At 72.1% G+C, this 23,403-nt stretch carries 17 protein-coding genes and 1 pseudogene; 9 read left to right on the top strand and 9 right to left on the bottom strand.

Features of this window, described 5'->3' with window-relative positions:
* Window positions 1-70 precede the first annotated feature (70 nt).
* The 4 genes from ACWD12_RS20190 to ACWD12_RS20205 all read left to right on the top strand — a co-directional run bounded on the left by ACWD12_RS20190 (window position 71) and on the right by ACWD12_RS20205 (window position 5,554).
* Window positions 71-1,834 (top strand): hypothetical protein, encoded by a 1,764-nt coding sequence (locus tag ACWD12_RS20190; protein WP_450100644.1) that lies wholly within the window; start codon window positions 71-73, stop codon window positions 1,832-1,834.
* Between the two features lie 176 nt (window positions 1,835-2,010).
* A complete protein-coding gene (locus ACWD12_RS20195; protein WP_358353329.1) occupies window positions 2,011-2,859 on the top strand; it encodes a hypothetical protein in 849 nt (282 codons plus the stop codon).
* A 715-nt stretch (window positions 2,860-3,574) separates the two neighbouring features.
* On the top strand, window positions 3,575-4,246 hold the full coding sequence (locus ACWD12_RS20200; protein ID WP_358353327.1) for a response regulator transcription factor: 672 nt from the start codon (window positions 3,575-3,577) through the stop codon (window positions 4,244-4,246).
* Window positions 4,247-4,279: 33 nt separating this feature from the next.
* On the top strand, window positions 4,280-5,554 hold the full coding sequence (locus ACWD12_RS20205) for an ATP-binding protein (protein WP_450100645.1): 1,275 nt from the start codon (window positions 4,280-4,282) through the stop codon (window positions 5,552-5,554).
* Window positions 5,555-5,670: 116 nt separating this feature from the next.
* Here ACWD12_RS20205 and ACWD12_RS20210 read toward each other — a convergent pair whose 3' ends face one another.
* Both ACWD12_RS20210 and ACWD12_RS20215 read right to left on the bottom strand, forming a co-directional pair.
* On the bottom strand, window positions 5,671-6,165 hold the full coding sequence (locus ACWD12_RS20210) for a GtrA family protein (protein ID WP_358353323.1): 495 nt from the start codon (window positions 6,163-6,165) through the stop codon (window positions 5,671-5,673).
* A gap of 8 nt (window positions 6,166-6,173) precedes the next feature.
* Window positions 6,174-6,674: a GtrA family protein gene (locus ACWD12_RS20215; RefSeq protein WP_358353321.1), complete on the bottom strand. Its 501-nt coding sequence runs from the start codon at window positions 6,672-6,674 to the stop codon at window positions 6,174-6,176.
* A gap of 283 nt (window positions 6,675-6,957) precedes the next feature.
* Between ACWD12_RS20215 and ACWD12_RS20220 the strand changes: the two genes are divergently transcribed.
* Entirely contained in the window at window positions 6,958-8,097 is a 1,140-nt protein-coding gene (locus ACWD12_RS20220) for a 5-(carboxyamino)imidazole ribonucleotide synthase (protein ID WP_450100646.1), read from the top strand.
* Entirely contained in the window at window positions 8,094-8,606 is a 513-nt protein-coding gene (gene purE, locus ACWD12_RS20225) for a 5-(carboxyamino)imidazole ribonucleotide mutase (RefSeq protein WP_358353317.1), read from the top strand. The genes ACWD12_RS20220 and purE overlap by 4 nt, the downstream gene beginning before the upstream one ends.
* A 64-nt stretch (window positions 8,607-8,670) precedes the next feature.
* On the opposite strand, the gene ACWD12_RS20230 is transcribed toward purE, so the two are convergent.
* The 3 genes from ACWD12_RS20230 to ACWD12_RS20240 all read right to left on the bottom strand — a co-directional run bounded on the left by ACWD12_RS20230 (window position 8,671) and on the right by ACWD12_RS20240 (window position 11,048).
* A complete protein-coding gene (locus tag ACWD12_RS20230; RefSeq protein ID WP_358353315.1) occupies window positions 8,671-9,093 on the bottom strand; it encodes a CoA-binding protein in 423 nt (140 codons plus the stop codon).
* A gap of 146 nt (window positions 9,094-9,239) precedes the next feature.
* Window positions 9,240-9,671, bottom strand: coding sequence for a CoA-binding protein (locus tag ACWD12_RS20235; protein ID WP_450100647.1), 432 nt, complete (start codon window positions 9,669-9,671; stop codon window positions 9,240-9,242).
* Between the two features lie 51 nt (window positions 9,672-9,722).
* Window positions 9,723-11,048, bottom strand: a complete 1,326-nt coding sequence (locus tag ACWD12_RS20240) for a UDP-glucose dehydrogenase family protein (RefSeq protein WP_450100648.1) — start codon at window positions 11,046-11,048, stop codon at window positions 9,723-9,725.
* A 180-nt stretch (window positions 11,049-11,228) separates the two neighbouring features.
* Here ACWD12_RS20240 and ACWD12_RS20245 point away from each other — a divergent pair, with 180 nt between their 5' ends.
* On the top strand, window positions 11,229-12,389 hold the full coding sequence (locus ACWD12_RS20245; protein WP_450100649.1) for an acyl-CoA dehydrogenase family protein: 1,161 nt from the start codon (window positions 11,229-11,231) through the stop codon (window positions 12,387-12,389).
* A gap of 101 nt (window positions 12,390-12,490) precedes the next feature.
* Here the strand turns inward: ACWD12_RS20245 and ACWD12_RS20250 are convergent, their stop codons facing one another.
* From ACWD12_RS20250 to ACWD12_RS20265, 4 genes are all read right to left on the bottom strand, one after another.
* A complete protein-coding gene (locus ACWD12_RS20250) occupies window positions 12,491-15,436 on the bottom strand; it encodes a hypothetical protein (RefSeq protein ID WP_450100650.1) in 2,946 nt (981 codons plus the stop codon).
* 14 nt (window positions 15,437-15,450) lie between these two features.
* Window positions 15,451-17,331: an HSP90 family protein gene (locus ACWD12_RS20255; protein ID WP_450100651.1), complete on the bottom strand. Its 1,881-nt coding sequence runs from the start codon at window positions 17,329-17,331 to the stop codon at window positions 15,451-15,453.
* 110 nt (window positions 17,332-17,441) lie between these two features.
* Complete coding sequence (locus ACWD12_RS20260) at window positions 17,442-18,935, bottom strand: LCP family protein (RefSeq protein ID WP_358353303.1); 1,494 nt, start codon at window positions 18,933-18,935, stop codon at window positions 17,442-17,444.
* Window positions 18,936-19,126: 191 nt separating this feature from the next.
* A complete protein-coding gene (locus ACWD12_RS20265) occupies window positions 19,127-20,656 on the bottom strand; it encodes an LCP family protein (protein ID WP_450100652.1) in 1,530 nt (509 codons plus the stop codon).
* A 306-nt stretch (window positions 20,657-20,962) separates the two neighbouring features.
* On the opposite strand from ACWD12_RS20265, the pseudogene ACWD12_RS20270 reads away from it, so the two are divergent.
* Window positions 20,963-21,973 (top strand): annotated as a pseudogene (locus ACWD12_RS20270) (glycosyltransferase family 2 protein); the annotation flags it as partial.
* A gap of 236 nt (window positions 21,974-22,209) precedes the next feature.
* Entirely contained in the window at window positions 22,210-23,382 is a 1,173-nt protein-coding gene (locus tag ACWD12_RS20275) for a glycosyltransferase family 4 protein (protein ID WP_450100653.1), read from the top strand.
* The last annotated feature ends 21 nt before the right edge of the window (window positions 23,383-23,403 follow it).

The following is a 23,403-nucleotide window of genomic DNA, read 5'->3' on the forward strand; positions in this document are numbered from 1 at the left end:
CCACTTCGGAGATTGGGACATTCACCTAATGATGAGAGTCAACAAGAGAGCCGCCGCATTCCTCGGGGCGGTGACAATAGCCGGAGGCGCGGGCCTGACGATGTTGGCGCCGGCGGCCAACGCGGCAAAAGTGACGGCCCAGGCCACCTGCCAGGTGCCGGTGCTCGGTGAGAAGAAGGGTCCGCAGGACATCAGCGTGACGCTGACCCCGGTGACCGGCCCCGGCGGCATCGAGGTCACCGCCAACGTCGACCTCGGCCCGCCGCCGATCACCGCCCCGGCGGAGTTCAAGGACTCGAAGGCGCAGAGCACGCTGCACCTGGAGATGTCGGGAGCTGCCACCGGGACCGTCGACCTGGTCGGTCCCGAGGTGACGCTGACCATCCCGGCGAACGTGCCGATCGACCCCGCGCCGTTCACGACGACCTTCACCGTCCCGGCGGGCGCAACGGTCGGCGGCACCATCACCTTCAAGCCCAAGGGCTCGACGAACGTCACGGTGCTTCCCGGCCTGGGCAAGCAGACCGCCCCGTGCACCTACGTGGCAGACGCCGTCGCGACGTTCGCCGTGACGGAGCCCGACGTCCTCCCAGGCGACGTCAAGGTGGCCGAGGCGACGGTCAAGGCGGGCGATAACGTCACCGTCTCCGGCGACAACTGGAAGGCCCCGCTCGGCAAGGTGCAGCTCTGCAGCGCGTCGAACGTCTGCAAGGACGTCACCGGCGTCACGCGCACCGAGGCGGACAACAAGATCGCCGGGACGCCGACGATCCCTGCCGACACCGCGGCCGGCAAGTACAAGATCAAGGTCGCGTACGCCGACGGAGTCAGCGCGCTGAGCAATGAGTTCACCGTGCAGGCGCCGAGCATCTCCCTCGACCCGGTCGAGGGCAAGGCCGGCACCAAAGTGAAGGTCACCGGCACGGACTTCCCGGCCGGCAAGGACGTCAAGGTCGAGGGCCTCAAGGCGGACGGCTCGAAGACCGGCGACGCCGCGGTCACCGCCGCCGCCGGCAGCGACGGCAAGTTCTCCGCGGACTTCACCGTCAACGACAAGGACACCAAGACGATCAAGGCGACGGCCGAAGGCGCGGCATCCGAGGCGGCGTTCACCGTCAAGCCGGACGACCCGGTCGGCACCGGGGACGCCACCCTCAAGGGCGGCGTGGCCCGGGTCGAGTACTCCTGCGAGACCACCGGAAGCCCGATCCCGATCCCGAAGCTGGACACGGTTCTGGACGTGACGGTCACCGTGCCGGCCACCGCCAAGGCCGGTGACGACATCGACGTCAAGGCGGCGTTCGCGAACGACGTCGTGGGCAAGATGCCGTCCATCCCCGGCGCGTCGGGGCTGACCATCGAGGTCGAGCCGTCGCTCGCCATGAAGGTCACCGAGGCGGGCGGCAAGGCCGGTTCGGAGCTCACGCTCCTTGCGCCGAAGAAGTCGTTCCAGGTCGTCGAGGGCGCCGACATGAAGGGCGGCCCCTTCGAGGCCAAGTACAAGGTGACGGACAAGGGCGAGTGGACCTTCGCGCCCGACACGCTCACCCTCGCCACCACTACCAAGCTGGGCGAGACCGCCCTCACCACGAAGACCGTGTGCAGCGCCAAGAAGGTCACCTGGTCGCCGACCGGGCCGCCGCCGAGCAACAACAACACCGGTGGCAGCGGTTCCACCGGCGGCAACGGTGCCTCCAGCGGCGACCTCGCCAAGACCGGCTCCGGTGGCTCGACCATCAACGCCTTCGCGCTCGTGGCCGGCACCGCCGTCCTCGCGTCGGTGGGTGTGCTGCTGCTCATCACGCGTCGCCGCCGTACCGTCGCCGGAAGCTGACGTACGGGACGGACGGACCGCCGAGATGAGTGACACGGCATGACGCCGAAACGTCGGTGAGGGTCCTCCTCCCGGGATCTCCCGGGAGGAGGACCCTTCGCGTACTGTGCCTCCCGGGAAGATCCCGAGAGCGGCAAGTGGTCAGGCGCACAACGATGAAGGGACCGCGATATCCGATGGCTCGACGTATAGCCAGAGCCGGGTTCGCCCTGGGACTGACCTCCGCGACCCTTGCCGCGTCCGTGGTGGGCCTCGCCCCGCCCGCGTTCGCCGGGCAGGTCGCCATGCAGGTCAACTGCCAGCTCCCGCTCGACCAACCCTCCGCCACCGGCGAGCAGTTGGTGACCCTGGAAGGGCCCGCCGAGGCGGTGCGGCCCGGCGCCAAGGTCAAGATCCGGGTGACGTTGGGACCCAACATCGCGACCAGCCCCATCGCCTTCCCCGGCACCCCGCTGACCCCGTCGATCGACCTCACCATGACCGGCGGCGCGACGGGTACGGTGCGCCTGCTCGGGCCGCAGATGCTCGTCGACATCCCCGGCCACCCCAACCTCATCGTCGTGCCGCCCTACGAGGGCGAGTTGACGATCCCGATAGAGGCGCGCGGCGACATCTCCCTGACGCCCGGGAAGATGGTCACCAACACCGCGATCTTCGGGGTGCAGACCACGACGTGCACCCCGATCGCACCGGTCGAGGTGTCCACGGTCGTCAAGATCACCACCCAGGACCCGCCGCTCGGTCCCGCCCAGGGACCGGCGGCCTCGACCGGCCAGGAGGCCCCGCAGAGCGTCGTACCGGCGACCCCGCCGGGCAGCCTCCCGGCGTTCGGTACGGCGACCGCCACCGCCCCGCAGGAGCCCGAGCCGTCCAGCGCCACCCTCAAGTCCGAGGGCTCCTCGGCGTCGTCGGACGACGGGCTGTCCGGTGCCGCGATCTTCGGCATCGCAGCCGGCGCGTTGGTGCTCCTCATGGCCGTCGTCACGATGCTGATGTCCTGGCGCCGGCACACCGAGGACGACTGACCGCGGCGGCCCGACCGGGCAAGACCACGCAACGTAAAGGCATTTGTACGACCGGAAAGCGGCGCGCGGAATGAATTCCGTTGCGTCGCTTTCCCGTTGGCTTTCTCCTTGACTTCCACCGTCATCCTTGACTGATGCTCAGGCGAATTTTCGGTAACACGTTCCACCCAGTACAGGATGGCTTCGGGGGCGTCAGACCGTTCGGCGGACGGCCGTTGTGCTCGCCTTCGGCGGTCTGACGGCGATGGCCCCGAGCGCGTCGGCGGGCTCGACGTCCGTCAACGCCTTCTGCGAGACGCCCGTCGGGTCACGCAGCGGTCGGCAGGAGATCAGGGTCGAGTCGGCCGTTCGGCTCTCGCCGGTCGTCTTGAACGGCAAACCGCAGCGGATGGCCGGAGCGCTGGACCAGAACTCCGTGCGGGACTTCCGCGGCACCGCGCTCGGCCGGGACCTGACCGGGCAGCTCACGGGGTCGAGCGGTGCGCAGGGGCTGCTGTGCCGACAGGCGGCGAACCCGGTCGGGGTGGTCTCGGGGGTGAGTTCGGGCGTGTATGCAGACCGACGCGCCGACGGGCCGCGGCCGCGACGGGCCCGGTCGGCACGTCCGGCGTCGCCGTACGTGGCGAGTGCCCGAAACCGCCCGGTAACCCGCTTCGACCGCACTTCTCCGGGACAGGTACGGGACCAGCGGGCTGATGGGTTCTACGATCGGGCCATGACCCGCGTACTGCTCGCCGAGGACGACGCCTCAATTTCCGAGCCCCTTGCACGCGCGCTGCGCCGCGAGGGCTACGACGTCGAGGTGCGTGAGGACGGACCGACGGCCCTGGAGTGTGCCGCACAGAGCGGGGTCGACCTGCTCGTGCTGGACCTCGGGCTGCCCGGGATGGACGGCCTGGAGGTCTGCAGACGACTGCGCGCCGAAGGGCACGGGTTCCCGGTGCTCGTGCTGACCGCACGCGCCGACGAGGTCGACACGGTCGTCGGCCTCGACGCCGGCGCCGACGACTACGTCACCAAGCCGTTCCGGCTCGCCGAACTGCTCGCCCGCGTGCGCGCGCTCCTGCGGCGCGGCGCCGCCGAGGTGGGCCAGGGGGTGCACGGCGTCCGGATCGACGTCGACTCGCACCGCGCCTGGATCGGCGAGGAGGAACTGCAACTCACCGCAAAGGAGTTCGACCTGCTGCGTGTCCTGGTGCGGGACGCGGGCCGGGTCGTGACGCGAGACCAGCTGATGCGCGAGGTGTGGGACACCACGTGGTGGAGTTCCACGAAGACTCTCGACATGCACATCTCGTGGCTCCGCAAGAAGCTCGGTGACGACGCCGGCAACCCGCGCTACATCACGACCGTGCGCGGCGTCGGATTCCGCTTCGAGAAGAGCTAGTCGGCGGGGAAGGAACTGGGAACGGCCGTATCTGTGCGTCGCAGGCTCATCAACGCCACGCTGGGCGTCGTGCTCGTGGTGGTGGCCGTCCTCGGTATCCCGCTCGCCTTCGTCGAGACCAACGCGATCGAGACGACCGCGCGTGACAACCTCAAGGCCGAGGCGTCGCGTCTGCTGGAGACCGTCGAGCTGCGCCTCGCGGCCGGCGAGGAGCCGGACACCGCGCTGCTGGCCCGCCAGGTCACGGCGCCGCGGTACGCCACCATCACCATCCCGGGCCGTCCCACGCTGGCCTTCGGCGACGAGCCCAAGGGCAAGTCCTTCGACGTCACGATGAGCGGGGCGTTCGGCGAGCAGGTGACCGTCTCGGAGTCCCGGGCCCGGGTCACCCGCGAGGTACGCGAGTCGCTGCTGCTGATCCTGTGCGTCGCCTTGCTGGCGGTGGCCGCGGCGGCCGCGCTGGCGGTGTGGCAGGCCCGGCGGCTCGCGCGCCCGCTGACCGACCTGGCGGAGACCGCCGAGCGTCTCGGCTCGGGCGACCCGCGGCCCCGGCAGCGCCGCTACGACGTACCGGAGCTGGACCGGGTGGCCGAGGTGCTGGACCAGAGCGCCGAGCGCATCGCCCGGATGCTGACCGCCGAGCGCCGCCTGGCCGCCGACGCGTCGCACCAGCTGCGCACGCCGCTGACCGCGTTGTCGATGCGGTTGGAGGAGATCATCGCGACCGAGGACCCCGGGACCGTCAAGGAGGAGGCCGCGATCGCGCTGTCGCAGGTGGAGCGGCTCACCGATGTCGTCGAGCGGCTGCTGACCAGCACCCGGCGCGGGGCGGCCGGCCGGGATCCGAGGACCGCGTCCGCGGTGACGGTCCGCGTCGACGACGTCGTACGCCAGCAGGTCGACGAGTGGCGTCCGGCGGTGGCGAGCGCGCACCGGGTGATCCGGGTGGCGGGGGAGCCGGGCCTCGTGGCGGTCGCGACGCCGGGGGCGTTGGCCCAGGTGCTCGCCACGCTGCTGGAGAACGCGCTGATGCACGGCGACGGCACGGTGACGATCCGGACCCGGCGTACCGGCACGTCGGTCGTCGTCGAGGTGGAGGACGAGGGTGCCGGGGTTTCGGACGTGCTGGGCGCACGGGTGTTCGAGCGCGCGGTGAGCGGGCGTAACTCGACGGGCCTGGGCCTCGCGGTGGCCCGCGACCTCGCGGAAGCCGACGGAGGGCGCCTGGAGCTGCTGCAGCTGCGTCCGCCGGTTTTCGCGGTCTTCCTGGCCGCCTACCCCGGGGAAGCCGGCGGGAAGGACGGCTGACGGCGGCTGAGGGGCGTCCTGGCCTTGCCGACGCCCTCGCCCGTCCTTTGCCGTCCGGAGGACGTCCCAGGCCGCCGCTGAGGGCGGCTGAGGGCCTGTGGGGGCGGTCCGAGGTGTCAGCGCCCGGTGGGCGTCGACTCCTCCTCGACCAGGCGGGCGGCCTCGCGGTCCAGCTCCGCCGCGGTATGCGTACCGGTGAAGACCCACGTGCGGTACGACCAGAAGCGGAACAGCGTGCCGATCGGCAGGCCGATGGCGTAGTTGGCGATGTTGTTCGCCAGCACGCTCGTGAACCCGAGCGCGTAGTTCGAGATCGCCACGACACCCGCGGTCAGGCCCATGCCCACGCCGCTGAAGACCAGGAAGAGCACCAGCTCGCGGCGCCGGTCCTCGGAGCCGCGGTGCCGGTACGCCCAGTAGCGGTTGCCCAGGTAGTTGACCGCGATCGCGGCGGCCGTGGCGATGATCGTGGACCGCACGGGGGCGAGGTCGAGGTGGTTCAGGCAGATGTTGAGCACGACCACGTTGACGACGACGCCGAAGCCGCCCACCGCGCCGAACTTCAGAAGCTCGTGCACGAGGTGCCGGAATCGCCCGTAGGCAGAGGTCAAGCGCTTGATCATGAGGTACCGCCGGCGTTGGACATCGCGGGCTCCGTCGTGGCCGAGGCCTCCGACCGCTTGTGCTTGAACACGAAGGTACGGAACGCCCAGAACCGGAAGAGAGTTCCCAGGGCCATACCTACGATGTTGCCCGAGATGTTGTCCGCCAGCGTGCTGGTGTAGCCGAGCAGGTTGTTCGAGACAAAGACGCAACTTGCCTGGATCCCCGCCGCAATGGCGCTGAACACGAAGAACATCGTGTATTCGCGGGTGACGCCGGTGCGCTCGCGGTGGCGGTACGTCCAGTAGCGGTTGCCCACGTACGCGACGATCGTCGCCGGCACCGACGAGATCACCTTGGAGACGACCGAGTCGAGGCCCAGGTACAGGCACAGGTTGAACACCGCGACGTCCACGGCGTAGGCCAGGCCGCCCGCGATGAGGAACTGCGTGACCTCGGCGCGGACGCGGGCGATACGCCCCGGCTCGGCTTCCGACTCCGCGGGGGCGGCGCTCACCGGCTCTCCTGACTGCGCCTCGGGCACACGTGGGTATACGGACGACTCACCTCACGAGGGTAGCCGCTGACCCGGGCTGCCTTCCTGAGCGGGGGACCGACCTGTTGCACAGTCTTTACACGTTCCTCGGCATGACTTGCCTTGGCGACCGTTCCGCCCCGATACGCCCCCATGCCCCACCGGCACCACCCGTTGCGCCCGGACGGCCCCTCCGCGGCGTCCCGACAGCCGGGCCGGGACGCCCGGCCGACCCGCCGCCCACGGCCGGATACCCTTGGTGCCCGTGACATACCCGATCGTCGGCATGGTCGGCGGCGGCCAGCTCGCCCGCATGACCCATCAGGCCGCAATCCCCCTCGGCGTACGCTTCCGCGTCCTCGCGTCCGCCCCCGACGAGTCCGCGGCCCAGGTGGTCGGCGACGCCTTTCTCGGGGACGAGGCGAACCTCGACGACCTGCGCGACTTCGCCCGTTCGTGCGACGTCGTGACGTTCGACCACGAGCAGGTGCCGACCGCGTTCCTGCGCGCTCTGGAGGCCGAGGACGTCGTCGTCCGTCCCGGGCCCGACGCGCTGGTCCACGCGCAGGACAAGGGCGTGATGCGCGAGCGGCTGGCCGCGATCGGCGTGCCGTGCCCGCGCAACCGCCTCGTGGCCGACCCGGCGGACGTCGCCGCGTTCGCGGAGGAGGTCGGCGGCTGGCCCGTCGTCCTCAAGACCACGCGCGGCGGCTACGACGGCAAGGGCGTGTGGGTGGTCCGCGACGCGGCCGGGGCCGAGGCGCCCTTCCGGGCCGGTGTCCCGGTACTCGCCGAGGAGAAGGTCGACTTCGCCCGTGAGCTGGCCGCCTGCGTCGTACGCTCGCCGCACGGCCAGGCCGTGGCGTACCCGGTCGTCGAGTCCATCCAGGTGGACGGCATCTGCCACGAGGTCATCGCGCCCGCCCCGGAGCTGTCCGAGGACCGCGCCGTCGAGGCGCAGCGCATCGCGCTGACCATCGCGGGGGAGCTGGGGGTGGCCGGCCACCTCGCGGTCGAGCTGTTCGAGACGCGCGACGGCCGGATCCTGGTCAACGAGCTGGCGATGCGGCCGCACAACTCCGGCCACTGGACCATCGACGGGGCCGTGACCTCGCAGTTCGAGAACCACCTGCGGGCCGTCCTGGACCTGCCGCTCGGCGACCCCCGGGCCCGGGCCAAGTGGACGGTCATGGTCAACGTGCTCGGCGGCGACTACCCCGACATGTACCACGCGTACCTGCACGTCATGGCCCGCGACCCGGGCGTGAAGGTCCACATGTACGGCAAGGACGTCAAGCCGGGCCGCAAGGTCGGCCACGTCACCGTCTGCGGCGACGACCTGGACGACGTGCGCGCGCGTGCCGACCACGCCGCGGCCTACCTGCGAGGGAGCATCACCGAATGACGGCACGGACCGCGTCCCCGGTTGTCGGGATCGTGATGGGCTCGGACTCGGACTGGCCGGTGATGAAGGCCGCCGCCGAGGTCATGGACGAGTTCGGGATCGCGTACGAGGCCGACGTCGTCTCGGCGCACCGCATGCCGCGCGAGATGATCGCGTACGGCGAGGGCGCGGCCGGGCGCGGCCTCAAGGCGATCATCGCGGGCGCCGGGGGCGCCGCCCACCTGCCGGGCATGCTCGCGTCGGTGACCCCGCTGCCGGTCATCGGCGTGCCGGTGCCGCTCAAGTACCTGGACGGCATGGACTCGCTGCTGTCGATCGTGCAGATGCCCGCGGGCGTGCCGGTCGCCACCGTCTCGGTCGCGGGCGCACGCAACGCGGGACTGCTGGCCGTGCGCATGCTTGCCGCGCACGACCCGGCGTTGCTGGCGCGGATGACCGCGTTCCAGGCGGACCTGAACGCGCAGGCCACCGAAAAGGGCCGCAAGCTCCGCGAGGAGGCCGGACGTTAGCCCGTCCGGGTGAGTCCGGGTGAGTGGGGGTTGGTCCGGTTGAGTGGGGCTGGCGGCCGGTCGGTCAGACCGCCGCGCCGGCCAGGCCGATGCGCTGCATGGTGACCGCCGCACAGCGGTCCATGATCATGTCGAGCCCCGCGGCCGTGGTGCGCTCGTAGGCGGCCAGGTCCACGACGTCGAGCTGGAACCACACCGCCTTGGCGCCGATCTTGACGGCCTGGTCGGCGATTTCGCCCGCGGTGTTCGAGTTCACGAAGACCTCGACCACGTCGACCGGGAACGGGATGTCGGCGAGCTGCGCGTAGCCCTGTTCGCCGTGCACCGTCTCCGCCCGGGGATGGACGGGCACGATGCGCTTGCCCCACTGCTGGAGGTGGGCGGCCACCCCGAAGGCCGCGCGGTGGGAGTTGGTGCTGAGCCCGACCACGGCCCAGGTGCGGTGGGAGAGGATGCGCCGGATGGTCGCGTCGTCGCCGTACGGCATGCTGTGCCCCTCACGTGTTGGGGATCGGTGCGTGTTGGGGATCGTGCGGCCGCTTCGTCCGCACTCCATCGTGCGCCTCGGCGGCTTGCGGGTCGAGGGCGGAACCACAGGATTCGCGGCGGTTTTACCGGCCCGAAACAGTCGGGTCAGGCGCCGATCAGCCGGGGCCACTCGATGGCGGGACAGCGGTCCACGATCACCTGGAGGCCCTCTTCGAGGGCGAGCGCGATCGCGTCGTCGTTGATCACGTCGAGCTGGTACCAGATGGCCTTCGCGCCGATGGCCGCGGCCTGTGCGGTCACGGACTCGGCGAGGTCGGCGTTGACGAACACGTCGACGACGTCGACCGGGAACGGGATCTCCTCGAGCAGCGCGTAGCCCTGCTCGCCGTGGACCGTCTCGGCCTTCGGATGGACCGGCACGATCCGCTTGTCGTGGCCCTTGAGGAACCCCGAGACGCCCCACGCGGGGCGGGCCATGTTCCCGCTCAGGCCGACCACGGCCCAGGTGCGGTGGGTGATCAGGAAGTCCCTGATCGCCTGATCGTCGGTGATGACCCCGTCAGCGACATATGCCATGCGGCCCATCGTGCCCTGCGGACCGCGGGTCCACCACAGGACGGCGCGCGGTCAGGGCCGTCCGAGTGCTCGGAAGGTCCATCCCGCGGCCCGCCAGCGCGGTGCGTCGAGGGCGTTGCGGCCGTCGATGATGTGGCGCGCGGCCACGATCTCGCCCAGTTCCTCGGGGTCGATGGCGCGGAACTCCCGCCACTCGGTCAGATGCAGGACGACGTGCGCGCCGCGGGCCGCGTCGAATGCGGTGTCGGCGTACGCGAGCCCCGGGTACATCTTCCGGGCGTTGTCCGTCGCCTTGGGGTCGTAGACGGTCACCTCGCCGCCCTGCAGCTGCACCTGGGCGGCGACGTTGAGGGCGGGCGAGTCGCGGATGTCGTCGGACTCCGGCTTGAACGCGGCGCCGAACACCGCGACCCGGCGGCCCAGGAAGCCGCCGCCGCACGCCTCGCGGGCCAGGTCGACCATCTTGAAGCGGCGGCGCATGTTGATCGCGTCGACCTCGCGCAGGAACGTCAGCGCCTGGTCGACGCCCAGTTCGCCGGCCCGGGCCATGAACGCGCGGATGTCCTTGGGCAGGCAGCCGCCGCCGAAGCCGAGCCCGGCGTTGAGGAACAGGCCGCCGATGCGCGGGTCGTAGGACAGCGCCTCGGACAGCTGGGTGACGTCCGCCCCGGCCGCCTCGCACACCTCGGCCATGGCGTTGATGAACGAGATCTTGGTGGACAGGAAGGCGTTGGCGGAGACCTTGACCAGCTCGCTGGTCGCGAAGTCCGTTGTCAGGAACGGCACACCGGCGTCGAGCAGCGGCGCGTACACCTCGCGCAGGCGGGCCTCGGCGGCCGCGGAGCGTACCCCGACCACCAGGCGGTCGGGCCGGAGCGTGTCGTTGATGGCGTGCCCCTCGCGCAGGAACTCGGGGTTCCAGGCGAGTTCGGCGGCCTCGCCGACCGGGGCCCGCGCGCTCAGCCGCTCGGCGAGCCGGGCCGCGGTGCCCACCGGGACGGTCGACTTGCCGACCACCAGGCAGGGGCGGACCAGGTGCGGGGCGAGGGCGTCTACGGCCTGGTCGAGGTAGCTCGTGTCGGCCGCGAACTCGCCTTTGCGCTGCGGGGTTCCGACGCAGATGAAGTGCACGTCGCCGAACGCCGCGGCCTCTTCCGCGGACGTCGTGAAGCGCAGGCGGCCCGAGGCGATGTGCGGGGCGATCAGGTCTTCGAGACCGGGCTCGTAGAAGGGGACGCGGCCCGCCTGGAGGTCGGAGACCTTGTCGGGGTCGACGTCGACACCGATCACCTCGTAGCCCAGCTCGGCCATGCACGCGGCATGCGTCGCGCCCAGGTAGCCGGTGCCGATCACGGTGATGCGGGGCGCGGATGCCACACCGCCTCCATACGTTGTCGAATTCGCCGTCGTGCCTACCCCCGGATCGTAGTCGTCCGCCGAACGCCGCACCGGTAGTCGGCGTATGCCCGCGCGCCGTGTGATCGTCGTAGAATCGTCACCAACGATGGCTACTGACGAGTAACAAAAGTCTCGGCATCAAGAGAGGCAGGCCCGCACGTGGCAGGACGAGGCGACTTCGATCTGTTCCGCATCGGCGAGGAGCACGACATGCTCCGCGACTCGGTGCGGGCGCTGGCCGAGGCGAAAATCGCGCCGTACGCGGCCGACGTCGACGAGCAGGGGCGCTTCCCGCAGGAGGCGTTGGACGCGCTGACCGCGAACGACCTGCACGCCGTGCACATCCCCGAGGAGTACGGCGGCTCCGGCGCCGACGCCCTCGCCACGGTGATCGTGATCGAGGAGGTGGCACGCGTGTGCGCGTCCTCCTCGCTCATCCCCGCGGTCAACAAGCTGGGCACGATGCCGCTGATCCTGTCCGCGTCCGAGGAGCTGAAGAAGCAGTACCTCGCGCCGGTCGCGCGCGGCGAGGCGATGTTCTCCTACTGCCTCTCCGAGCCCGAGGCCGGCTCCGACGCCGCCGGCATGAAGACGCGCGCGGTCCGCGACGGCGACTTCTACGTGCTCAACGGCGTCAAGCGGTGGATCACCAACGCCGGCGTCTCCGAGTACTACACGGTCATGGCCGTCACCGACCCCGAGAAGCGCTCGCGCGGCATCTCCGCGTTCGTCGTGGAGAAGTCCGACGAGGGCGTCTCCTTCGGCGCGCCCGAGAAGAAGCTCGGCATCAAGGGCTCCCCGACCCGCGAGGTCTACCTCGACAACGTACGCATCCCCGCGTCCCGCATGATCGGCGACGAGGGCACCGGCTTCTCCACCGCGATGGCCACCCTGGACCACACCCGCGTCACCATCGCCGCCCAGGCCCTCGGCATCGCGCAGGGCGCCCTCGACTACGCCAAGGGCTACGTCACCGAGCGCAAGCAGTTCGGCAAGCCCGTCGCCGACTTCCAGGGCGTGCAGTTCATGCTCGCCGACATGGCCATGAAGCTGGCGGCCGCCCGCGCGCTGACCTACCAGGCCGCCGCGAAGTCGCAGCGCAACGACCCCGACCTCACCTTCCACGGCGCCGCCGCCAAGTGCTACGCCTCCGACGCCGCGATGGAGATCACCATCGACGCCATCCAACTCCTCGGCGGCTACGGCTACACCCGCGACTACCCCGTCGAACGCATGATGCGGGACGCCAAGATCACCCAGATCTACGAAGGCACCAACCAGGTCCAGCGCATCGTCATGGCGCGCAACCTCCCGAAGTAGGAGCGGCAAGGCCGAAGCCGGTTGGCCGCCCTCGACGGCATGCGTTGCTCTGCGGCGAGGCTCCCACGGACGCCTTCCCGTCGTGCGTCTCCCGGCTCCGGTCAGGACGTGAAATGGTCGCGTAGGCGGGTCAGTTTGGCGGTGGCGGTGTCGGCTTTGGCCATGCGGCAGATGGCCAGGGCCGCGTCGATGCGGGCGATGGCGAGGGCCGGCATGTCGAGATCGGCGTGCTCGATGCGGGCCGCGATGGTGACGATCGCGGTGTAGCGGTCCTGGAAGCGCGGAAGCGTGATCTCCAGTCGGGCCACCGCCCGGTCGGCGAGCGCGAGTGCGGCGTCGTTGCGGCCGGCGGTCCACAGCGCCTCGGTCCATTCGGCCTCGGTGTCCGCGCGTTCCAGTGCGCGGTCGAGGTCGGGGCCGTCGGCGGTCGCGGCGTCGAGGAGGGCCGCCGCCTCGGCGAAGTACGCGAGTCCCCGGTCCACGGCGGCGGTTCCGGTGTACGTTCCGACGTCTGTTCCGGCGCCGGGGGCCGGGACGCGGTTCTCGACGAGGTTCCAGCCGGCCGCGCGCAGCAGGCGGATGACCGTGCCCGGGCGGTCCAAGGGCCGCATGGCCTCGACCGCGGCCGCGAAGGCCCGGTCGGCCGCGTCGCCGCGGCCCGTTCGGGCCAGGGCGAGGGCGGCCTCCGCGGCGATCTCCGCGTGCGTTTCGGGGGCGCCGTCGCGCGCGGTGTCGCGGGCGAGCGCGGCCAGGACGTCCGCCGCCTCGAACCCGTCGCCCAGGACGGTCAGGCCCGCGGCCAGTCGGCGCCGCGCGAGCCAGGCGGCCTCCTGGCCGAGGAACTCCGCGATGTCGGGCAGGCTTTCCTCCAGCACGGCGACCGCGTCGGCGGCCCGGCCGGCGTTGTGGAGGAGTTCGGCCAAGCCGCGGCGGGCGTACGCGGCACCCGCGCGGTCGCCCAGGCGATCGAACTCGTGGGCGGCGCGCACCGCGTAGTCGCGGGCGCTGTCCGGGCGGGTGGGGGCGGTCGAGTTCGCCAGTCCGACCAGGACCTCGGCGTAGTCCTCGGGGCTGTCCATGCTGTCGCGCGCGGCGTCGTGCACCGCCAGGTACGCCAGCTCCGCACCCGCCCAATCCCCTTGGTGGAGAAGGAGGCTGCCGAGGACCCGGCCCGGCTGCACGGCCTGCCACGGACGGCCCGCGGCGTGGCAGAGGTCGACCACGGAACGCAAGTGCCGTATGGCGGCGGCGTGGTCGCCGTCCAGGAGCGCGAAGTGCGCGCGGGCCTCGGCGGCGTCGGCCTGCCGGGCGGGCAGCGCGAGGCGTTCGGCGGCCTCGGCCAGCCGGTCGACCTCGACCTCGGCGGTCCTGCGGGCCGCGTGCGCGTCATCGCCGGACTCCGGTCCGGCGTCCGGGTCTTCCGGTGCGCTCGAGGTGAGCATGCGCATGCGGGCGGCGGCGCGGACCGTCAGGACGGTCGCCAGGTCCTCGTCGGTGGCACGGCCGGCCTCGACCAGCCCGGTGACGTCGTCGGTGACCGCGTCGAGGTCGGGCGCGGTGGCCGGGCCGGGGATCCGCGGCGTATCCGGGTGCAGGGCCGCGACGATCGCCCGGGACCGCGCGACCGCGGCCTTGCCCGGCAGGTCGGCCCGGTCGAACGCCTCGGCCGCGGCGCGGAATCCGCTCGTCGCGGCGCCCGTCTCCCCGCGGCTCAGGAGCACCAGGGCCCGGGACAGCGCCAGTTCGGCCACGGCCCGATCAGGCGGCTGGACACCGCGGTCCTCGACCGCGCGGGCGTACTGCTCCCAGACCAGGTGCGCCCGGGGGTGGCCCACGGCGTCCAGCGCGCGGGCGTCCGCGAGGAGTTCGTCGAGCGGCACCGCGGGCGGGGGAGTGGCCGCGATGCGGGTGGCCGGTGCCGCGGTCAGCGCGGAGCGTACGCCCAGCGGCAGCGAGACGGCCAGCGGCTCGCGGTCCAGGCGTTCGCGCAGGGTCGCACCGACGAAGTCCGAGCCGTTGCGCTCGTCGAAACGCGTCGCGAGGACGGCCACTTCGCGGTCCAGTACGGCCAGGACGCCCGCCGCCGTGCCGTCCGTCCCGGGCAGCGGCGCGACCGGCAGGTCCCCGCGGCCCAGCGTCACCAGCCGCCGCAGCAGCACCACGACACCGCCGAGGAATTCCAGGCGGTCCATCGCGGAACCCGAGCCGTCGGACAGCCACATGCGGTGCTCCGCGACGATCTCGACGCCCCGGCCCTCGTTGCCGGTGAGAGCGCAGAACTCGATGTGCCGTCCGACGATGTCGTGCATGCCGGCCCGGCCGCGCACCATGCGGTACCCGCGCAGGTGGTTGGCCCGCGCCTCGTCGAGGCGGCCCAGACGCACCAGCGGGATCAGCGAGTCGGACAGCGTGATCTGCGGTTCCTCGGCGCAGGACCGCGCACCCGAAAGCGTCGGCCCGAAGATCTCCAACGCCCGTTCGTCGTCGTGCTGCTGGGTCAGCCAGCGGCCCTGCTCGCGACGCTCGCACGCGTCGCAGTCCGTCAGCGCGTCGCGGTCGGCCGCGAGCCACGCCTCGAACTCGCGGGCGGCACCGGCCTTGTCGCCGGTGTGGTCGTACAGGTAGAAACGGCACTTGTGGACCGGCCGCATGCTGTGGCCGGCCGTGCGGTAGCGCCGTTCCAGGTCGTCGAGGAAGCGGCGGATGGTCGCGAGCGGCACCTCCGGCACGCTGAGCAGCGACGACGTGACCCACTTCAGATACCAGAAGACGTAGTGCGTGAGCCCTTCGTCGAAGGACGCGGGCTCGGTGTCGAAGAGTCGGAGCAGACGCCCCATCGACACCGCGCTCTTGGGCGATTCGCCGCCGTAGTTGTACGCGACGATCGTCCCCACCAGGGCGTGCCCGACCAGCGCCGTGTCACCGACCCGCTCGGCCGCCGCGAGCAGGGCCTCCGCCTGGGCGCAGCGCGTGGTGCCGTACGGCTCCGCGCGCACGCGCTCGGCGGCGGCGTGGAAGGTCCCGGCGTCGATCACCTCGTCGAACATGCCCGTGCTCCCCGTCACTTGTCCTCGGTGGCCGTCGTCCGCACCGCGCGTTCCAGCAACCCCAGGAACGAGCGGTTGAGCAGCGCGCTCTCCTTCGCCGAGACCGGCCGTCGGCTGAGCAGCAGCGCCTGGCCGTACAGCCCTTCCACGGTCGTGCGCGCCAACTCCGCGTCGTCCACCGTCAGGATGCGCCGGACCAGCGGATTGAGGTGGTTCAGGACGAGCCGCGCCCGGGGCGCCGCGCCGCGCAGCGAGCCGAGGATGCCCGCCCACACGTCGTCCCCGGCGTCCGAGGCCTCGGACTCGGCCTGCGCGCGCGAGCGTTCGTTGCGCTCGTCCCGCCCGTCGAGCAGCAGCGCCGGCACCGCCACCGGGTGGAACGCCCGCAGCGACGCCTCGCATTCGAGCGGATCGAGGACCGAGCGGGCCAGCGCGAGGAAGGCGCCCGCGGCGAGTTCCGCGACCGGCTCGACCGCGTCGAGGTGCGCGGTGACGGTGTCCGGGTCCAGCCGGTCGACGACGACGCCGGGGCGCAGCACGGCCAACCGGCGTACCAGGTCGGCGTCGTACGTGTACCCGCCGTTGACCACGCCCAGCCCGGCCGCCGCCGCGATCGGGGCGATCTGCCGGAACTCGTCGACGGAGTCGGTGAGATGCAGGACCGGGTGACGGCGGGCGAACTCGTCCAGGCTGACCTGGCCGTCCGTGGTCTCGAACGACAGCCACGGCAGCATGACCTCGAACAACTCGTCGTCGTGCCGGGCCATGGCCTTGACGCCGAGCTGGTGGACGCCGAGGAACCGGGCCAGCCGGTGCGGGTCGTCCGCCGCGAGTCCGGTCAGCCACGCCCGCAGGGTGCTGCCGAGGGCCTCGCGGACGGCGCCCAACGCCTCGTCGTCGTACAGGCTTTCCCGCGAGGCGGTGGGCCGCAGCGCCTCGGTGTCCACCGCGCAGCGCACGAAGAACGCCCAGTCGGGCAGCAGTCCGTCGGCGGCCTCGGTGAGCAGCATGCCCTTGAGGTGCACGCGGTGCTTGCCGCGCATCGCCGGACTGACCGCCGACGGCAGGACGAAGGCCGCGCCGCGCACCCCCGCGAGCGGCACGTCGAGGTCCACCACGTCGAGCGGCGGGAAGCCGAGGATGTCCTCGCAGTAGCGCGCGAGGGCGAGGTGCCGCGCGGTCGGTGTCGCGTACGTCCGGTCCCACACCGCCGGGGTGTCGCCGACCGCGGCGGGCCGCCCGTCGGCCCCGGTGACGGTGATGTCGTAGGGCAGCAGCGCCCCGAAGTCGCGGGCCAGTTGGGTGACCCGCTCGGTGTCGAACCACTCCTCGCACCCGCGGCGGGCCCGCAGGAGCACCGTCGTGCCGGGCTCGGCGCGCGCGTCGGCGCCGAGGACCCGTACGCCGTACCGCCCGTCCGCATTCGCCCGCCACTCGACCGGCGGGGCCTCGGCGTCGGTCGCGGAGCGCGTGACCACGGTGATCTCGTCCGCGACGACGAAGCACGCGAGCAGGCCGATGCCGAACTGGCCGAGGTAGTCCCGTCGGGCGGACTCCAGGTCACCGCGCTTGGAACTGCGGCCGATGGTCGCGAGGAAGCGGTGCACGTCGGCCTCGGTGAGCCCGACACCGGTGTCCTCGACCCGGAGCGTCGCGCCGTCCGCGGTGATCCGAACGGCCGCGGGCGCGCCGGGATCGGCACCGCGCCGCGCGGTGATCGCGTCCACGCCGTTCTGCAGCAGTTCGCGCAGGTACACCTTGGGACTGGAGTACAGGTGGTGCGACAGAAGGTCCACGAGGCCGCGCAGATCCACCTGGAAGGTGTGGTTGTTGACGGGGGCCGGTATCCCGGCCGCCCGGCTGTTTGCGTCGGCGGCTTCGGCAGCGTGGTCCATGGGTGACGATGATGTCCGAGAACGCCGACGGCGGGCCAGTCGAAACCGGCCCGCCGCGGGTGCGAAGTTCTTCTCGTGTCAATACCGGGCCGGCTTCCGCCCGGGGCGCGTCAGCGCGGCACCGGCTTGCCGTTGCGCAGCGCGTCGAACAGGGCCTTCGCCTTGGCGTCGTCCCATTGCACGGTCGACCCGACGCCGCCGCCCGGATTGAAGTCCGGGTTCTTGATCGGCACCGTGATGGTCCCGCTCTTGCTGCCGCCGGACAGCGAGCCCATGTCCTTGAACAGGCCGTACAGGTCGAAGAGTCCGGTCTCGTTGTCGACGATGACCGCGCTGAGGCTCGCGTCGGCCATCGGGAAGCCCTTGAACGGGTTCAGGAGCACCGACGGCGACTTGGCCTTCTTCGCGAGCGCCGCGAGGAACTGCTGCTGGCGCTGCATGCGGCCGAGGTCCGAGGTCGGGTCGAAGTAGCGGGCGCGCACAAACGACAGGGACTCCTTGCCGTTCAGCGTCTGGCACCCGGCCGGGAGGTCCGCACCCGACTTCTGGTCCTTGATCGGCTTGTCCAGGCACAGGTCCACGCCGTCGAGCGAGTCGACGATGCCCACGAACCCGTCGAAGCCGACCTCCGCGTAGTGGTCCAGCCGCATGCCGGTGGCCAGCTCGACGGTCCGGGCCAGGAGCGGCGCGCCGCCGAGCGCGTACGCCGCGTTGAGCTTGTTCTTCTGCGCCTTGACCTTCGTCTTGCCGTTCTCGTACGCCGGGATCTGCACGTACGAGTCGCGCGGCAGGCTGATCAGCGTCGTCCCGCCCGCGCCCTTGTGCAGCAGCATCATCGAGTCGGTGCGCTTGCCGGCCGCGTCGCCGGTCTTGAGCTTCTTCTTGTCCTCGGCGGACAGGCCTTCGCGCGAGTCGGAGCCCACGATGAGCCATGTCGTGCCGGCCGTCGCCGCGGGGCGTCCCTGGTAGCCCTTGAGGACGTCCTCGTGCCGGATCTTGGAGTCGAGCCAGAAGTAGGTGCCGGTCAGGAACAGCAGGACGACCACCAGGAAGACGGTGATCCCGATGAGGATGCGCTTCTTCCAGTTCGGCGGGCCCTTGGGGCGCCGGCGCGACGGACCGTCGCCGCGTCCCGGTCCGCCGGGGCCGCCCGGTCCGTCCGGGTCGTCGGGCCCGCCCGGCCTGGTGAGCGGCCGGGGCGGCGCGACCGGGTCGGCGGCCGCCTGGGCCGCGGCCTCCTGCGGGGACGGCTGCGCCGGGTAGCCCTGCTGGGGGCCGCGCGCGGCCGGCGGCAGCACCTCGGTCGGCTGCGCGTCCGGGGATATCGGCGGGTACTGCGGGTACTGCTGCGCCGGCGGCGGACCGGGCGGGCGCGACCCGGGCGCCGGAATGGTGCCCTCGGGTCGCGCGGGCCCGCTGCCCGGCGACGGGAGCGTCCCGGGCGGCGGCACCGGTCGGCCGTGACGATCGCGTGGCATCACCGCGGTCGGCTCGGATTCGGGCGCGGCGGGCCGGGCGGGCGGCGGGTTGTGCTCCCGTCCGTCGCGCCGCGGGCCTCCCCGAAGCCCGTCGTCCTCCGCCCATCCGGGCGACCGTGAGTTCATGTGTACGAACCTGCCATCGTGCGCGTGTGCCCGGCAAACCCCGTACCGGACTACGACGTAACTGTGGCCCGGTTGGTACGACTGTGTCCGCTTGTTGACCCCCCGACCCCAGCACCGCCCGTCCCCGGCGCCCGCCGCGGAGCGAAGGGAACGCGCCTAGGCGTTCGCCGCCGCCACCCGCGTCGCCGCCGTCACTTGCACACCACCTTGTCGCCCGTGGTCGCGGTGATCGCGGGTGCCGGGCCGGAGGGCGGGCCGCCGGCGCTCGGGGCGGAACCGCTTGTGACGGGTGCCGCGGCGGCAGCCACCGGGGTGACCCCGGCGTACTGCGACCCGACGACGACCTCGATCGTGCGGCCCAGGCCCTCGACAGGCGCCAGCTTCGAGCCGGGCAGCGCGGTCGCGACGGTCTGCACCGAGCGGTCCCAGCGCGGGTCGTACCGGATGACGGTCTGGGTGACCCCGGTGACCCCGATCGCCTGCCCGCCGCGCGCGGCGGCGTTCATCTTGAACCCGGCCGCCGACAGGTCGGTGTGCGCCCTGCCACCCAGCCCCTGGGTGTCGGTGCCGTTGTAGACCTGCACCCATACCTCGGACGGCGGCACCTCCACGGTCGCGGGCGCGTGCGGCGCGGGGGACTGGCCCTTGCCGGACGGGGTGGGCTTCGGCGGTTCGAGTACGTCGCGGTCGTCGCGGATGGCGTCGAAGAGCACGCGCGCGCCGGCCTCGTCCCACAGGACCGTCGATCCCCAGTCCTTGACCTGGTGGTCCATGGTCTTGAGCGGGATCTGGGCGTACGTCACACCCGAGTTGGACATGCCCTTCATCTTGGTGCCGAGGTCGAGCAGGCTCTTTATCCCGAGGTCCTTGTCCACCGTCAGGGAGTTGAGTGCCGCCTCCAGCACGCCCTTCAGCTTGACCGGGTTGGCCAGCGTGCCGGTGCTGGTGGCGCGGGCCAGGATCTGCGACATGAACTTCTGCTGCCGCTGCGTGCGGCCGATGTCGCCGGTCGGGTCGCTGGCGATGTAGCGGGCCCGCACGTACTTCAGCGCGTTCACACCGTCCAGATGGGTGGTTCCGGCCGGCAGGTCGAGGCCCGACTTGGGGTCCTTGAGCGGTACGGGCGTGCACATCTCGACCCCGCCGAGCTTGTCCACGACGTCGACGAACGCCAGGAAGTTCACCTCGATCCAGTGGTCGATCCGGATGTTGGTGGCCCGCTCGACCGTCGCGATGGTCAGCGGGCGCCCGCCCAGCGTGTACGCCGCGTTGATCTTGCCCTTGGACTCGCCGACCTGTTGCCCGGTGCGCTTGTCCGTGTGCGCCGGGAAGGTGACGTAACTGTCGCGCGGGATGCTGACCACCGTCGCCTTGTCGCGCTTGGCGTTGAGGTGGACGATCATCATGGTGTCCGTGCAGTCGCAGCTCTCGCCGCCGGCGTGCAGCTCGTTGAGCCGGGCGCGCGAGACGCCCTCACGGCTGTCCGTGCCGACGACCAGGAAGTTGAGGTCGTCGTCGGAGCCGGTGCCCGGACGGTCGTCCAGGCCCGCGAAGGGGTCGACCCGGTTGATCTTGCCGTCCAGGTACTTGACCCAGGCCCAGCCGATGCCGCTCGTGAGCAGGACCAGTACGGCCAGGAACCCGGTGATGGTCATCGCCCACCGGCGGGCCGGGCGTGCGGGGGGCGGGGTACGTCCGGCTGCCGTGTTGCGCGTCGCCATGCCCTGCTCTTCCCCTCCTCCGCCCGGACGGGTCTCCCTCGGGCACCGCCTGATGGCGGTGGTCCCCGCACAACCACTGCCCCGTTCCGCGCCGTTCACCCGGGGGCTGACGCGGAGTCACCACCATAGGGTGACCCCCGCGGACGCCCCCCGAAGGCACGCCGGAGCGCCCGGAGGAGATGATCAGGGCGCGGCGGGCCGCCGGACGGTGTCAACACGTTTCCGCTTCCGCAGTACCCTCGGGTCTCGATGAACCCGATCCCGCAGGCTCCCGACGCCCATGACCGCCCCGGCGACCTCCCGCCGCTGCCGCCGACGCCGCCCGTGTCGATCGTCATGCCCGTGCTCAACGAGTCGCGCCACCTCGAAGAGGCGGTGCGCCGCGCGCTCTCCCAGGACTACAAGGGCGAGCTGGAACTCGTGATCGCGCTCGGGCCGTCGACGGACGACACGGACGAGATCGCGGCCCGCCTCGCCGCGGCGGACCCGCGCGTGCGCACCGTGCCCAACCCGAGCGGGCGTACGCCGGCCGCGCTCAACGCCGCGATCAAGGTCGCCCGCCACCCCGTCGTCGTGCGGGTCGACGGCCACGGCATCCTGCCGCCCGAATACGTGCGGACCGCGGTCGCGCTGCTCAGCGACACCGGCGCCGCCAACGTCGGCGGCATCATGGACGCGGAGGGCACCACGGCGTTCGAGGAGGCCGTCGCCGGAGCGATGACGTCCAAGCTCGGCGTCGGCAACGCACGGTTCCACACCGGCGGCGGCGCGGGCCCGTCCGACACGGTGTACCTCGGCGTGTTCCGCCGCGAGGTGCTCGAACGCCTCGGCGGCTACAACGAGGAGTTCGTCCGGGCGCAGGACTGGGAGCTGAACTACCGCATCCGGCAGGCCGGGCACCTGGTGTGGTTCTCACCGGACCTGCGGGTGTCGTACCGCCCGCGGCCCACCGTGAAGGCGCTCGCCAAGCAGTACTTCCACTACGGGCGGTGGCGCCGCGTCGTCGCCCGGCACCACAAGGGCTCGGTCAACCCCCGCTACCTGGCCGCGCCCGTCGCGCTGGTCGCGGTCGTGGGCGGCACCGTCGCGGGTGCGGCCGGGTTCCGGCGCGCGTTCGTGCTGCCGGCCGGGTACGCCGCCGCGATCCTCGCCGGCTCGGTGTGGGAGGGACGCGGCCTCAAGCCCTCCGCGCTGGTCCGGCTCCCGGTCGCGATGGCGACCATGCACGGCTCGTGGGCGGTCGGATTTTTGACCAGCCCGCGCGGGCTCGCCGAGCAGGTGGCCGCCGGCACCGCCGCCGACATCGGCTCGGCTACGGACGCGGTGGTGCGCGCCGCCGACGCCGAGACCGAGGCCGCGATCGACGCCGTGATCGCGGCGGCGGTCGAGGCCGAGGCCCAGGCCGAGATCGCGGTCGAGACCGACCCCGACGCGCAGGCGTCGGCCGAGACGGTGGCCGCGGCGGCCGCCGACGCCGGATTCTTCGTCCTGGCCGCGGAAGCGGACCCGCTGCCGGGGATCCCCTCCGACACCGCCGGGGAGACCGACTCGCGGTGAACATCCTGATGCTCGTCATCACCACCGTCGCCACCGACACCCGTGTGGTGCGCGAGGCGACGACGCTGGCCGACGCCGGGCACCATGTGCACGTCATCGGCAGGGGCGTGCCCGAGGACTGGACGCCGCCGCGCGGCGTCACCGTCTCGTCCGTCGGCGGCGCCTCGGTCTTCCAGAAGGCCGGGGCACCCGTCGGCGGCGGACGCCGGCTTCCGCCGCACATGCGGGCGGCGCGCTGGGCGCTGCTGCCGCAGCACCGCGCGTCGGCGTTCGCGGCGTGGGGCCGAGCGGCCCGCACCGACGCGCTGGCCCGCACCTTCGACGTCGTGCACGCCCACGACTTCAACACCCTCGAACTGGGCGCCGAACTGGCTCGCGAGCGCCGCGTGCCGCTGGTCTACGACACCCACGAACTGTGGTCGGGCCGCCCTCGCGTGGGCCGGCCGACCCCGGTGCGCGCCGCGCGCGAGGCCAAGGTCGAAGGCGAACTGGGGGCCGAGGCGGCTGCGATCATCACGGTGGGCGAGGGCGTCGCCGACGCCCTGCGCGCCCGCTACGACTGGTCGCACGTCACCGTCGTGCACAACACCTTCCCCAGCGGTACGGCCGCCGCCGACGTGCCGCTGCCGGACACCCCCAAGGGCGCGGTGTACGCGGGGCGGATCGCGCCCTACCGCGAGATCGAGGCGATCGTCACCGCCGCCCGCGAACTGACCGACCTCGACGTCACGCTGGTCGGACCGGCCGACGACACGTACCTCGCCGCCCTCGACCGCGGGCCTGTCCAGGTGCTCGGCGCGCTGCCGGTGGACGACGTCGACGCGCTGCTGCGGCGTACCGGACTCGCGCTCGTGACGCACTCGGACCGCTGGGAGAACCACCGGCTCGCGATGCCCAACAAGCTGTTCCACGCGGTCCGGGCCGGGGTGCCGGTCATCGCCACCGACGTGCGCGAACTCGCCCGCGTGGTACGGCAGCACGACCTGGGCACGCTCTACCGGCCGGGCGACGCCGCGTCGCTGGCCGCCGCCGTGCGCGAGGCCCGCGACCGCTACCCGGAACTGCTGGCCAACGTCCGCGCCGCCGAACCGCTGCTGTCCTGGGAGCACGACGCCGAGACGCTGCTGCGGCTGTACGCGGACCTGCCCGTGCCCGACCGCGCCTCCTGACCGGCCCCGCGAGCCCGCCGG

Source organism: Streptodolium elevatio (assembly GCF_053592165.1).